At 59.4% G+C, this 13,568-nt stretch carries 13 protein-coding genes; 2 read left to right on the forward strand and 11 right to left on the reverse strand.

Annotation, left to right across the window (positions count from 1 at the left end):
- Positions 1-79: 79 nt before the first annotated feature.
- Positions 80-1,300 (reverse strand): beta-ketoacyl-ACP synthase I, encoded by a 1,221-nt coding sequence (gene fabB, locus FJW00_RS02965; RefSeq protein ID WP_009088958.1) that lies wholly within the window; start codon positions 1,298-1,300, stop codon positions 80-82.
- Between the two features lie 154 nt (positions 1,301-1,454).
- On the opposite strand from fabB, the gene mnmC reads away from it, so the two are divergent.
- Positions 1,455-3,461, forward strand: a complete 2,007-nt coding sequence (gene mnmC / locus FJW00_RS02970) for a bifunctional tRNA (5-methylaminomethyl-2-thiouridine)(34)-methyltransferase MnmC2/FAD-dependent 5-carboxymethylaminomethyl-2-thiouridine(34) oxidoreductase MnmC1 (protein WP_140923025.1) — start codon at positions 1,455-1,457, stop codon at positions 3,459-3,461.
- 37 nt (positions 3,462-3,498) lie between these two features.
- On the opposite strand, the gene FJW00_RS02975 is transcribed toward mnmC, so the two are convergent.
- The 6 genes from FJW00_RS02975 to prmB are packed head-to-tail and all read right to left on the reverse strand — an operon-like array spanning position 3,499 to position 8,085.
- Positions 3,499-3,783, reverse strand: coding sequence for a YfcL family protein (locus FJW00_RS02975; RefSeq protein ID WP_009088954.1), 285 nt, complete (start codon positions 3,781-3,783; stop codon positions 3,499-3,501).
- A gap of 32 nt (positions 3,784-3,815) precedes the next feature.
- On the reverse strand, positions 3,816-4,361 hold the full coding sequence (locus tag FJW00_RS02980) for an elongation factor P hydroxylase (protein WP_009088952.1): 546 nt from the start codon (positions 4,359-4,361) through the stop codon (positions 3,816-3,818).
- Positions 4,362-4,380: 19 nt separating this feature from the next.
- Positions 4,381-5,184, reverse strand: coding sequence for a sulfite exporter TauE/SafE family protein (locus FJW00_RS02985; RefSeq protein WP_009088951.1), 804 nt, complete (start codon positions 5,182-5,184; stop codon positions 4,381-4,383).
- An 8-nt stretch (positions 5,185-5,192) separates the two neighbouring features.
- Positions 5,193-6,017: a penicillin-insensitive murein endopeptidase gene (gene mepA / locus FJW00_RS02990; protein ID WP_058956866.1), complete on the reverse strand. Its 825-nt coding sequence runs from the start codon at positions 6,015-6,017 to the stop codon at positions 5,193-5,195.
- A 4-nt stretch (positions 6,018-6,021) separates the two neighbouring features.
- Entirely contained in the window at positions 6,022-7,107 is a 1,086-nt protein-coding gene (aroC, locus tag FJW00_RS02995; protein ID WP_140923026.1) for a chorismate synthase, read from the reverse strand.
- Between the two features lie 45 nt (positions 7,108-7,152).
- The gene (gene prmB, locus FJW00_RS03000) at positions 7,153-8,085 is read right to left on the reverse strand and encodes a 50S ribosomal protein L3 N(5)-glutamine methyltransferase (protein WP_009088944.1); all 933 of its coding nucleotides are present in this window, start codon (positions 8,083-8,085) and stop codon (positions 7,153-7,155) included.
- A 159-nt stretch (positions 8,086-8,244) separates the two neighbouring features.
- Here prmB and smrB point away from each other — a divergent pair, with 159 nt between their 5' ends.
- Positions 8,245-8,793, forward strand: coding sequence for an endonuclease SmrB (gene smrB / locus FJW00_RS03005; protein WP_009088943.1), 549 nt, complete (start codon positions 8,245-8,247; stop codon positions 8,791-8,793).
- Between the two features lie 28 nt (positions 8,794-8,821).
- Here smrB and sixA read toward each other — a convergent pair whose 3' ends face one another.
- The 4 genes from sixA to FJW00_RS03025 all read right to left on the reverse strand — a co-directional run bounded on the left by sixA (position 8,822) and on the right by FJW00_RS03025 (position 13,390).
- Positions 8,822-9,304, reverse strand: coding sequence for a phosphohistidine phosphatase SixA (gene sixA, locus FJW00_RS03010; RefSeq protein ID WP_009088942.1), 483 nt, complete (start codon positions 9,302-9,304; stop codon positions 8,822-8,824).
- A gap of 200 nt (positions 9,305-9,504) precedes the next feature.
- A complete protein-coding gene (fadJ, locus tag FJW00_RS03015; protein WP_140923027.1) occupies positions 9,505-11,625 on the reverse strand; it encodes a fatty acid oxidation complex subunit alpha FadJ in 2,121 nt (706 codons plus the stop codon).
- Entirely contained in the window at positions 11,625-12,935 is a 1,311-nt protein-coding gene (gene fadI, locus FJW00_RS03020; protein WP_140923028.1) for an acetyl-CoA C-acyltransferase FadI, read from the reverse strand. The genes fadJ and fadI overlap by 1 nt, the downstream gene beginning before the upstream one ends.
- A 158-nt stretch (positions 12,936-13,093) precedes the next feature.
- The gene (locus FJW00_RS03025) at positions 13,094-13,390 is read right to left on the reverse strand and encodes a YfcZ/YiiS family protein (RefSeq protein WP_009088938.1); all 297 of its coding nucleotides are present in this window, start codon (positions 13,388-13,390) and stop codon (positions 13,094-13,096) included.
- Between the last annotated feature and the right edge of the window lie 178 nt (positions 13,391-13,568).

Below are 13,568 nucleotides of genomic sequence, written 5' to 3' on the forward strand. Positions count from 1 at the left end.
CTGGCCGGCGCCGGTTTACCGTAAGCCAGAAAACAAAAGGGCCGGCAAAGCCGGCCCTTCAGCGTGCTGACGTAAAAGATTACGCCTGATATTTACGCATGGTCAGCGTGGCGTTGGTGCCACCGAAACCAAAGCTGTTAGACATCACGGTCGTCAGCTCTTTTTCCATCGGCTCAGTCACGATGTTCATGCCGGTGGCAGCTGCATCCAGTGAGTTGATGTTGATGCTTGGCGCGATAAAGCCATGCTCCAGCATCAGCAGCGAGTAAATCGCTTCCTGTACGCCAGCCGCACCCAGTGAGTGACCGGTCATCGCTTTGGTTGCTGAAATGTAAGGGGTTTTCTCGCCAAACACTTCACGAATCGCACCCAGCTCTTTCACGTCGCCCACTGGCGTAGAGGTACCGTGGCTGTTCAGATAGTCGATTGGCGTGTCGACGCCGTTCATTGCCATCTTCATGCAGCGCACCGCACCTTCACCTGAAGGCGCAACCATGTCTGCACCGTCAGAGGTCGCACCATAGCCGACGATTTCGGCATAGATGTGTGCACCGCGAGCCAGCGCATGCTCCAGCTCTTCAACCACCACCATGCCACCGCCACCGGCGATAACAAAACCGTCGCGCTCGTTGTCATAGGTGCGTGACGCTTTTTCTGGTGTGTCGTTGTAACGGGTGGAGAGCGCGCCCATGGCGTCGAACTCACAGGCCATTTCCCAGCAGAGCTCTTCGCCGCCGCCGGCAAAAACGATATCCTGTTTGCCCAGCTGAATCTGCTCAACGGCGTTACCGATACAGTGCGCAGAGGTAGCACAGGCGGAGCTGATCGAGTAGTTTACGCCATGAATTTTGAATGGCGTGGCGAGACAGGCAGAGACGCCAGAAGCCATCGCCTTGGTGACCACGTAAGGGCCAACCGCTTTCAGGCCGCGTGGGCTGCGCATTGCATCAGCACCAAAGACCTGGAAGCGCGGGGAACCACCGCCTGAACCTGCAATCAGACCTACACGCGGGTTGCTCTGATACATTTCATCAGTCAGGCCGGAATCTTTAATCGCTTCTTCCATGGAGAGATAAGCATAGATGGACGCATCACTCATAAAGCGCACAACTTTGCGATCGATGAGGCCGGTGGTATCTAATTTGACGTTACCCCAGACGTGACTACGCATGCCGGAATCTTTCATCTCTTCAGAAAAGGTGATGCCAGAGCGTCCTTCACGCAGAGATGACAGCACTTCCTGCTGGTTATTACCAATACTGGAAACGATCCCTAAGCCAGTAATCACAGCACGTTTCATTCAATCTTCCTCATCCACTTCTTCGTAATTGGCATGCACTCTAGCGTACACTTGTACGCCGAACAAGTCCGATCAGCTATTTCCTTTTGTAAATTTGCGTCATGTGACCTGGGTCGTTAAAATCGCGCCACTGCCTGAAAAACGAGCCTTTCCCGTGAAATTAACCCCGGTTAAACATGCGCAGCTAAACTGGAATGAACAGGGTACACCTGTTTCCCGAGCGTTTGGCGACGTCTATTTCTCTAACGACAATGGTCTGGAAGAGACACGCTATGTGTTCCTTGGCGGCAACGGTTTCCCGCAGCGTTTTGCGGCGCATCCGCGCGATCTCCTGATCGTGGCGGAAAGCGGGTTTGGTACCGGCCTTAATTTTCTTACTCTGTGGCAGGCCTTTGACGCCTTTCAGCGTGAGCAGCCTGGTGCGACAGTAAAACGTCTGCATTTCATTAGCTTTGAGAAATTTCCGTTAACCCGCGCGGATCTGATCGCGGCGCATCAGCACTGGCCCGAACTTGCCCCCTGGGCAGAAGCGCTGCAGGCCCAGTGGCCGGCTGCCCTGCCCGGCTGCCAGCGACTGCTGTTTGACGGCGGGCGCATCACGCTGGATCTGTGGCTGGGCGATATCAACCTGCTGATGGAAAAGGTGGATGAGAGCCTGCATCGTCAGGTCGATGCCTGGTTCCTCGATGGCTTCGCGCCCGCAAAGAATCCCGATATGTGGACGCCCGCGCTGTTCAGCATGATGGCGAAGCTGGCGCGTCCACAGGGGACTTTCGCGACTTTTACTGCTGCAGGGTTTGTGCGGCGCGGTCTGCAGGAGGCGGGATTTGATGTCACCCGCCGCAAAGGATTTGGCCCGAAACGCGAAATGCTGTGCGGCAGCCTGCAGGATGCGCCTCTGCTCCCCGGCATGCAGCCCTGGTATCATCGCCATCCGGCGGCGCAGCAGGAAGTTGCCCTGATTGGTGGCGGCGTGGCCAGCGCGACCCTGGCGCTGGCGCTGCTGCGCCGTGGCTGGCGGGTGACGCTCTACTGCGCCGATGAGGCGCCCGCGCTGGGTGCCTCCGGTAACCGGCAGGGCGCACTCTATCCGCTGCTCAATCAGCACGACCCGGCCCTCGCCACCTTCTTCCCGGCGGCATTCAGCTTTGCCCGGCGACTCTACGACCAGACCGGGGCCACTTTTGAGCATGAGTGGAGTGGCGTGCTGCAACTGGGCTGGGATGAAAAGAGCCGCAAAAAGATCGAACAGATGCTGGCGATGGATCTGCCTGAAACCCTTGCCTGCGGCGTCGATGTCGCAGAGGCGGAAAACCGGGCGAAGGTAGCGCTGGGCTGCGGCGGCATTTTCTATCCGGAGGGCGGCTGGCTCTCACCGGCTGAGCTGACCACCGCGCTGCTCGCCCATGGCGAAACACAGGGCTTACGCATTCACTGGCTGCACCGGGTGAGCGGGCTTTCTCAAGAGGAAGATGGCTGGACGCTGACCTTCAGCGACCGCCCGGCGGTTCACCATTCTGCGGTGGTCCTGGCAAACGGTCACGCGATCGCCGACTTTGCGCAAAGCGCCCCGCTGCCAGCCTACCCGGTAGCGGGTCAGGTGAGCCATGTTCCCGCCACGCCGGCCCTCAGCGCGCTGCAGACCGTGCTCTGTTACGACGGCTATCTGACGCCGGTCAGCACCCAGTTTGGTACCCACTGTATCGGTGCCAGCTACCATCGTGGTGAAACCGCAACGCGTTATCGCGAGGCGGATCAGCAGGAGAATCGCAGTCGACTGCTGCACTGTCTGCCTGACAGCCGCTGGGCGGAAACGGTGGATGTCAGTGAGGGAGAAGCCAGAATGGGCGTGCGCTGCGCCACGCGCGATCACCTGCCGATGGTGGGCGGCGTGCCCGATTATGCCGCGACGCTGGCACAGTATGCCGATTTACCGGCCCGGCTTGCGGCAGGCAGTCAGATTGCTGACGCGCCCGATCTGCCGGGGCTTTATCTGTTTGGTGCGCTGGGTTCACGCGGCTTGTGCAGCGCACCGCTGGCAGCCGAGGTGCTGGCCGCCCAGCTGGCAGGTGAGCCACAGCCGCTGGATGCGACCACGCTGGCAGCACTCAATCCGAATCGCTACTGGGTCAGGAAACTGCTGAAGGGGAAAGCGGTGTAAAGCGGGTCTGCAGGGCGGCGCTTACCGCCCTGTCATATCATGCGGAGAGCTGGCGCGCCTGAACAAACAGGTTGTCCCACATGCCGACCACCAGCGCCTGATCGCGCGGTGAGAGTTCGCCTGCGGCAATGGCGTTCTGCAGGCTGCGGGTCACCTGAACCTGCAGCGCTTCTGGCGTATGCTCATCCAGCTGCTCCACTTCAGCGACCGCCAGGGTCAGGTGCCCGCGCAGATAACCGCTGGCGAACAGTTCATCGTCACTGGCATGCTCGACCATGTCGTCAATCAGGGCCAGGATACGCGCTTCAAATTCTGCGATCATCTCAATTCCTCTTTTGATAATGTCATCCTGCATCACAGATCGTCCGGCCAGGGAAACTGCGCCGCTGTTAATGAAGGCCTGCCATAAAATTCCGCCAGGGCGGTAATAAAACGCGCGGGACGCGCGGGAATACCCGCCGTCAGATAGCTCATGACCTGAGCATGTACCTTACGCTGAAACGCAATGCGATCCGGCTCACAATCTCCGTCGAGATTGTCACAACTGACGTTGAAGGGAAAGCCCGCCGCCATACAAAACATCCACTCCAGCGCCTGTGGCTTCACTTCAACGGCTTCAAACTGGCTCTGGGTCAGCGCATCGCGGCCATCCGGGCAGTACCAGTAGCCAAAATCGACCAGTTTACGGCGTGCCTCACCGGCGATGCACCAGTGAGAGATCTCATGCAGGGCGCTGGCGTAAAAGCCGTGGGCAAAAACCACCCGGTTCCACGGCGACTCTGCATCAGCAGGAAGATAGATCGGTTCATCGTCGCCTTTAATCAGGCGTGTCTGAAATTCATCGCTGAAGCAGCGATCGAACAGCGTAATCAGCTGTTCATAATGATGGGTCGGGTTCATGACGTTATCACGTAAAAAGTTACGATTGCAGTGTGGAGAGCCACGCCATCACGGCGCTGCCATGGCTGTCCCACAGGAGTTTTATGCTCATTACGGCAGAGACAATCACCACCATCGGGCGGATCAGTTTCTGCCCGCGGCTCAGCACCAGCCGGGCGCCCAGACGCGCGCCGCAGAACGCGCCGAGCATCATAATCAGGCCGGTTCCCCACACCACTTTGCCGCCGAACATAAAGAACAACAGACTGCCCACGTTAGAGGTGAAGTTGAGAACTTTGGCATGGGCTGTCGCCTTCGCCAGGTTGTAACCGCAGAGCGTGACAAAGGCCAGCGCATAGAAAGAGCCCGCGCCCGGCCCGAAAAATCCGTCATAGAAGCCCACGGCACCGCCCCCGACCAGCGCATAGGCGAGGCCGTGCAGGCGACGCGCCCGGTCTTCTTCACCGAGACGCGGCATCAGCAGAAACCATAAACCAATCGCGATCAAAAACAGCGGCAGCATCTGACGCAGAAAGTCCGCCTGCAGGCGCTGGATCAGCACCGCCCCCAGCACGGACCCCAGCAGCGTCATGGCGATATTCAGCCACTGCTCACTCAGATTAACTGCGCCGCGTCGCACAAAGTAGAGGCTGGCGGAGAACGACCCGCCGACCGATTGCAGTTTATTGGTCGCCAGCGCCTGAGCCGGTGAGAGACCCGCCGCCAGCAGCGACGGCACCGTCAGTAACCCCCCGCCACCCGCAATCGAGTCAATAAAACCGGCGAGCATGGCAATCAGAAACAGCAGCCCGACCAGCAGCGGACTGACCACGAACCACTCCATGGAATCCCTTACAGTAGATGTTTATCCAGCAGAGCCTGACAGGCAGGCGGTAACGGCGGCGGTTCACGTTTCACCGGCGCGCCCGATCCGGGCTGCTTCGGCAGGAACCAGCTCTGCAGTTCTGCGCCACAGCCATCGCCCGGAGGCGGTGGCGGCTGATCTTCACAGCCGATACTGCCGGTCGGGCAGCGCAGCCGCACATGCATGTGCGCCCGATGCGCGAACCAGGGGCGCACTTTGCGCAGCCAGTCACGATCGGCACCGGCATCCGCACAAAGCTGCTTTTTAATCGCCGGGTTGACGAAGATGCGCGTGACATCATCATCTTTCGCCGCCAGTTTAATCAGGCTGTCGATTTCCGGCTGCCAGTGGCGCGCAATCACGTTTTTATCACCCGGCCCGACCAGATCCAGCGGCTGCGGCTTCAGCAGCTGCTGCGCGGTCCAGCGGGTTTTCGGCAGTTGCAGCCAGATATCGACATCCAGCCCGGTCTGATGGCTGGCGTGACCGCTGCTGAAACGTCCGCCAGCCGCCATGCCCATATCCCCAATCAGAACATTGCCCAGCTGCAGGTTGTGCACGCGGGTCGTCAGCCGCTGAATAAACGCAATCAGATCGGGATGACCGAAATAACGACGCTGATCCTGACGCATCACCTGATAGTCGGGTGAATTGAGCGGCAGTGCCCGGGCGCCAATAATACAGCCATTCGCAAAGCCGCCGATGGACTGCGGTGTGCCGCTGATCGGCTGCTGAATACGCTGCCACGGCGTCGCCGCCAGGCTGGAGGCGCTGAACAACAGCGCGCTCAGAGTAAGCAGAAGTGCCTTCATGCCATCACCAGCGCGGCACGGTGCTGTTAACGTCACCGTTCTGCGCCCGCTGGCGCAGCAGATGATCCATCAGGACGATCGCCATCATCGCCTCGGCGATCGGCACGGCGCGGATCCCGACGCAGGGATCGTGGCGGCCTTTGGTGATCATCTCCACCTCTTCGCCGTTGCGGGTAATGGTTTTACCCGGCACGGTGATGCTGGAGGTCGGTTTCATTGCGAGGTTGGCGCTGATGGTCTGGCCGCTGCTGATGCCGCCCAGAATGCCGCCGGCGTGGTTACTCTGGAAACCATCGTGACGGATTTCATCCCGATGCTGGCTGCCGCGCTGGCTGACCACCGCGAAGCCGTCACCGATCTCCACCCCTTTTACCGCGTTGATGCTCATCAGCGCGTGCGCCAGGTCGGCATCCAGACGGTCAAAGACCGGTTCGCCCAGGCCAGGCGGCACGTTGTCAGCCATGACCGTGACTTTAGCCCCGATGGAGTCGCCCTCTTTTTTCAGGCCGCGCATCAGTTCATCCAGCGCCTCCAGCTTCTCCGCATCCGGGCAGAAGAAGGGATTCTCTTCCACGATGCTCCAGTCTTTCAGCTCACAGGCGATATCCCCGATCTGCGCCAGATAGCCGCGCACCACCACACCATGTTTCATCTGCAGATACTTCTTCGCTATCGCACCGGCGGCCACGCGCATCGCGGTTTCACGCGCCGAAGAGCGGCCACCGCCACGGTAGTCGCGCTGACCATATTTCTGCTCGTAGGTGTAATCGGCATGGCCGGGACGGAAGAGATCTTTGATCGCGCCATAATCCTGCGACCGCTGATCGGTGTTCTCAATCAGCAGGCCAATAGAGGTGCCGGTGGTCACACCCTCAAACACACCGGACAAAATTTTCACCTGATCCGGCTCGCGACGCTGCGTGGTGTAGCGCGAGGTGCCAGGACGACGACGGTCGAGGTCATGCTGGATATCCGCTTCGGTCAGGGGGATGCCCGGTGGCACCCCATCAACGATGCAGCCCAGCGCAAGACCGTGGGACTCGCCAAAGGTAGTTACTCGAAAAAATTGTCCGATGCTGTTTCCGGCCATGCTGTTTCCTTGTCAGGGTTCGGCGGGCGAGGCTTCGCCCCACTTTTAGTCTTTGTAAAAGGAGAAATGGTGTTGTGCGTCGACGATCTGCTGGCGCGTCAGCGTAAAGACCCCGTCACCGCCGTTGTCAAATTCCAGCCAGGTAAAGGGCACATCGGGATACTGCTCGATCATATGCACCATGCTGTTACCGACTTCGCAGACCAGAACGCCCTGCTCGCTGAGATAATCAGGCGCGCAGGCCAGAATGCGGCGCACCAGCTTCAGACCATCGCTGCCCGCCGCCAGACCCAGCTCCGGTTCGTGGCGATATTCATTGGGCAGATCATCCATATCTTCCGCATCCACATAAGGCGGATTGGTGACGATCAGGTCATACTTCAGCGGCGGCAGTTCGCGGAACAGGTCGGCACGAATCGGCGTAACCTGATTAATCAGGCCATGTTCTTCAATATTCTGCTCGGCCACCGCCAGCGCACCGGTCGAGATATCGACGGCGTCGACCTCCGCTTCCGGGAAGGCGTAAGCACAGGCAATCGCGATACAGCCGCTGCCGGTGCACATATCCAGAATATGCGCGGGTGGCGTGCTGATAAGACCGGCAAAGCGGTTCTCGATCAGTTCGCCAATCGGTGAACGCGGCACCAGCACGCGCTCATCAACAAAGAATTCGTGACCGCAGAACCAGGCTTTATTAGTCAGGTAGGCGACCGGAATACGCTCGTTAACGCGACGAATGACGCGCTCGACAATCAGAAGACGCTCGCTGGCGGTCAGACGCGCGTTGCGCATATCTTCCGGAATGTCCAGCGGCAGCCAGAGAGACGGCAGGACCAGTTGAACGGCTTCGTCCCAGGGATTGTCTGTGCCATGTCCGTACCAGATTCCGGCAGCGGAAAAGCGGCTTACCGCCCAGCGCAGCATGTCCTGAATGGTGTGCAGTTCGTTCACTGCCTCATCGACGAAAATTTTGTCCACGTAGCCCTCCGCAGGCCTTTTGCTAAATCGGCCGATAGTGTGCCATGAAGCCGGGGAGAATTCAGCGCAGCGAGGTGAAAAAGCTGACAATTAATGACACTTAACGGTAAGGTATCGGCTCTGCTGTGTGACAGCCTTTTCTGATAAGACTGACCTGCCATGAGTAAAAAAACACCGCTAAGCCCGGATGATGAGGCGCTGTTTCGCCAGTTAATGACGGGGACACGTCAGTTAAAACAGGACACCTATGTCCATAAAGCGCCGGTAAAAACCCGCGAGATTCCGGTAAAACGTCTGCTTTCCGAGCAGGCGGACAACAGCCATTACTTTTCGGATGAGTTTCAGCCCCTGCTCTCGACCGAAGGGGCTACCCGTTACGTGCGCGCCGATGTCAGCCATTTTGAGCTGAAAAAACTGCGCCGGGGTGACTATACCCCGGAGATTTTTCTCGACCTGCACGGCTTAACGCAGATGCAGGCCAAGCAGGAGCTGGGCGCACTGATCGCCGCCTGCCGCCGTGAACATCTGTTCTGCGCCAGCGTCATGACCGGACATGGAAAACATATTCTGAAGCAGCAGACGCCGCTGTGGCTGGCCCAGCATCCGTGGGTCATGGCGTTTCATCAGGCGCCGAAAATGTTCGGCGGTGATGCTGCGCTGCTGGTGCTGATTGAGATTGAGGAGTGGCAACCGCCTGAGTTGCCCTGACAGGGCCGGTGTCATCGGCCCCTCGTCGTCAGATGGCTTTCGCCAGCTTCTTCGGACTGACCTGCCACAGCAGTTTACCGGCACTCTCTGCCGGATCGAACTCGACGCAGGCAATGGCGGAAGTGGCAAACATCGGTGGAGTTTCCTGCGGGCAGAGTTCGGAAACCAGGTAGCCCACCAGAGGCAGATGGGAGATGACCAGCGCCGATTTCACCCCTTCGTTCGCCAGCGCCTGCAGATAGCAGCCGACCAGACCCGGATCGCCACCCGGCGTTAACTCCGGTAATACGTCCTGGCCTTCCGGCAGGGGATAGGCTTCACGCACGGTAGCGAGCGTCTGCTGCGCGCGTAAATAGGGACTGACCAGGACACGCTCGATGTCCGGCGTCTGGCTGTTAAGCCAGTGGGCCATCTGACGCGATTCATCACAGCCACATAAGGTTAAAGGCCTGACTGAATCACTTGCTGCTTCCAGAGCCGCATCGCCGTGACGCATGATAAAAACTTGCATAAAGCACCGCTGTTGTTTGTCGAGATCGCCCGACGCGACGCGTCAGACTCTTCACTCTGCGAATGAACGCTGTGTTTTACCCTAATGGCTTCAGTATAGTCAACCGGTTGTTTATTAAATAAGCACTTCTCAGATTCATGCTGCGCCGCACACGCGGGCGGCGCTTTTCTAACCCGCTGAATCGGAGCCGTTATTCCATTTCACAGAGAAATGTAAAATTTCGTCTGTTCCGCAGCCGCCTGAATCAGCGCCTCACAGGGGGCAAATCGTTCACCGTGCTGCTGCGCGAGACGGTTCAGCCGGCTGACCATTTCCGCCGCGCCCAGTTTATCCATGTAGTGGAACGGCCCGCCCAGGAAAGGCGGAAAGCCGATGCCAAACACCGCCCCCACATCGCCGTCACGGGCGCTGCGAATTACCTGCTCATCGAGACAACGGGCGGCCTCATTCAGCATCATCATCACACAGCGTTCTGCAATCTGTGCCCCACTCTGCCGGGCCTGCGGCGTGACCTTCAGCAGGCTGTAAAGCGAGGCGTCCGGTTTTTTACGCTGCCAGCGCGGCAGGTCATAACGATAGAAGCCCCGGCCATTTTTACGGCCCTTACGGCCATCCCTGATCACCGCATCAAACGCGGCGGGTGCGGCAAAGCGTTCACCATAAGCCTGATGCAGGATGGGGCTGATTTTGCTGCCGACATCAATGCCCACCTCATCGAGCAGCTGAAGCGGACCAACCGGAAAACCAGACTTCACCAGCGCCCGATCGATGTGCTCAATCGGCTCCCCCTCCAGCAGGCAACGCATCGCTTCATTTATATAGGGGGTCAGGATGCGGTTGACATAGAAACCCGGCTTGTCTGCGACGACGATCGGCGTCTTACCCTGACTGCGCGCCAGTGCCACAACGGTAACCAGCGTCGTGGCCGAAGTATTCAGATGCGGGATCACCTCCACCAGCGGCATTTTTTCCACCGGACTGAAATAGTGCAGCCCGATAACATTCTCAGGACGCTGCGCCCCGGCGGCGATATCCGCAATCGGCAGTGATGAGGTGTTGGAAGCAAACAGGGTATGCGGCTGACAGTGTGCCTCAACGTCGTGCACCATCTGCTGCTTCAGGGCAAGATCTTCGAACACCGCTTCGATCACCACGTCGCGCTGCGAGAATCCCTGATAATCGATGCCGCCTGTGATGCGCGCCATCTGCTGCTGACGCGCTGCCGGGGTCAGCTGACGACGCCGGACCTTTTTGCTGAGCAGGTCCCAGCTGGTTTTTAATGCATGGCTGACGCCTTCCAGGCTGATATCTTTGATGCGCACCGGCAACCCGGCGTTGATCGCGGTGACGCTGGCAATGCCGCCGCCCATCAGCCCGCCGCCCAGCACCGCAACACGCTTCACGGTCGCGGGTTCAGCTTCACCGCCCCGCTCTTTTTTCATCGCCGTGGTGGCAAAGAAGAGTCCGCGCAGCGCAACGGACTCCGGCGTCATCGCCAGTTCGCCAAAGGCGCGCGCCTCCGCATCATGGCCGGCGCGGCTGCCCTGCTCCAGCCCGATGCGCACCACCTCAATCAGCCGTCTGGCGGCCGGATAGTTATCCTGCGTTTTCGCCGCGGTCTGCCGTGTCGCCAGCGCAAACAACGCCTGGCGGGCGACCGGGCCATGCAGCAGCCGATCGCGCAGCGGCAGAACGCGTCCGCTGACCTTACCCTTTTTAACCCGCGCAATCGCGGTCTCCAGCAGGATCGGGCGGGGAACCGCATCATCGACGACGCCGAGCTTTCGCGCCTGCTTCGCGCGCAGACTTTTGCCGGTCAGCATCAGCGGCAGCGCCTGCTGAACGCCGATTAAACGCGGCAGCCGCTGCGTCCCGCCAGAGCCAGGCAGCAGGCCGAGCTGTATCTCCGGCAAGCCGAGGCGGGTTTTATCATCCAGCGAGCAGATGCGCGCATCGCAGGCCAGCGCCAGTTCCAGTCCACCGCCCAGGCAGGCCCCGTGAATGGCCGCCACCACCGGAAAAGGCAGCGCGTCGATCATTGCCATCACTTCCTGGCCCTGCTTCGCCAGCGCTTCAGCTTCCTGCGCACTCTGGCAGCGGTCAATCATGCTGATGTCCGCGCCCGCGATAAAATTGTCCGTTTTGCCGGAGATCAGGACCAGTCCCGCCAGCTGCGGATCGCGTCGCGCTTCCGCAATGATGGCGGCAATCTGGCCAGCAAATTCCGCTTTCAGGGTGTTCATCTTCTCGCCAGGGACATCAATCGTGATAATGCCGACGTGATCCTGTCGCATCGTCAGCTGAAAGGCATTCTGCTCCATTATTCGGCCTCCAGAACCATTGCCGCACCCAGACCACCCGCCGCGCAGGCGGTGACCAGTCCCAGCCCGCCACCACGGCGGCGCAGTTCATTAAGCGTCTGGGTAATCATACGCGCGCCCGTGGCGGCAAAAGGATGGCCATAGGCGATGGAACCGCCCAGCACGTTAAAACGCTCTTCGTTGACCTCGCCCAGCGCATGCGGCCGGTTCAGCACCTCACGGGCGAAACGCTCGTCACGAAACAGCTGCAGATTGCTCAGCGTCTGGGCCGCGAACGCCTCATGCATATCTATCAGCGTCAGATCGGCCAGGCTCACCCCGGCACGATCCAGCGCCAGCGGCGAAGCATGGGCTGGCCCCAGCAGCATGTCCTGCTGGACATCAATGGCGGTAAACGCGTAGCTGCGCAGGTAGCCCAGCGGCGTGACGCCCAGTTCCCTGGCGCGCCCTTCCCGCATCAGAATGACGGCTGCCGCGCCATCCGTCAGCGGCGTGCTGTTGGCGGCGGTAACGCTGCCGTGCTGGCGGTCAAAGGCGGGACGCAGTCGGGCGTAATCCTCTGCTTTAGCGTTCATCCGCACGTTATTGTCCTGATCGATTGCGGTTTTCCATGGCGGTACAAAGGCTGCCATGACTTCCTGTTTCAGTACCCCGGATTGCCAGGCTCTGGCGGCATGCTGATGGGAACGGAGCGCCAGCGCATCCTGAGCCTCACGGGTGATACCGTAGCTTTTCGCCATCTGCTCGGCCGTGTCCCCCATCCGCAGGCCAGTCGAGTACTCCGCCACCGCAGGCGGCACCGGCAGAAGGTCGCGCGGACGCAGCCGTTTAAGGATATGCAGTTTCTGCCCCAGGCTGCGGGCCTTGTTGAGATCCACCAGCGCGCGGGCCAGCGTTTTAGTGACCCCAATCGGCAGCACTGACGTTGAGTCTGCCCCGCCGGCAATAGCGGCAGAAACCGTACCCGCCATCAGGCTCTCTGCCACATTCGCCACCGCCTGAAAACTGGTGGCGCAGGCACGGCTGACGCTGTAGGCGTCGGTATTCACATTCAGCCCGCTGCTTAAGACAATTTCACGCGCAATGTTTGGCGCTTCCGGCATCTGTACCACCTGACCAAATACCAGCAGCTCAATCACGTCTGCCGGTAACTCACTGCGCACCATTAATTCGCTGACCACCATCCGTCCCAGCTCGATGGCGGGAATGCCATGAAAGCCGGTCGCCTGGCGTAAGAAAGGGGTTCGTAACCCGTGGGTAATTGCGATGCGTTCGCCATCACGCGTCAGCAGCGGCTGCGCTTTGCTCATTGTTCTCACCTGTAGCCGGGACTGTGGCATCATTGCCTGAAGAGGTCTGACCTGATCAGTGTTAACCACAAGCGGGTGAGCCGCCAATAGCAGAAAGGAAAAAGTGCGAAGGGAAACACGAAATTGAAAAACGCCGCGCTGAGGCGGCGTAAGAGGCGCTAACGCAGGCCGAGCTGGAAAATCAGGGTTTCAGCCTGGCAGCTGAAGGTGAAATCGATATCCAGCTGCACGCCCTGATCGACATCGCTGAACCGGACGTCAATCACACAGGGTTCCGATTCCACCTGACGGGCACGCTCAGTCAGCCGGGCGGCTTTGGCTTCCGCATCCTGTCGCTGCGGGAACCACTCTGACCAGCTGGCGGTGCAGTCGGTATTATCCATTACGGTGCCGACATCAACGCAGCAGCAGGCAGCGGTTTCGGTCGCACTGCATTTTTTAATGGCATCAGTCATCTTTATCTCCTGCCCCGGCTTCGGGTGAGTTAAGCGATTTTATGGCCGGAATTTTACCCGCTTGCGATAAGATGCGCCACGCGACTGTGGCTAAGTGACGAATATCACAATAAAAATTGATCCAGAACAAACTGGAATCGGTATGCTGTCTTCATCAGGGTGCTTTTTGTTATGCAGA

Origin of the sequence: Pantoea anthophila (assembly GCF_006494375.1) — a bacterium.
GTDB lineage: Bacteria > Pseudomonadota > Gammaproteobacteria > Enterobacterales > Enterobacteriaceae > Pantoea > Pantoea anthophila.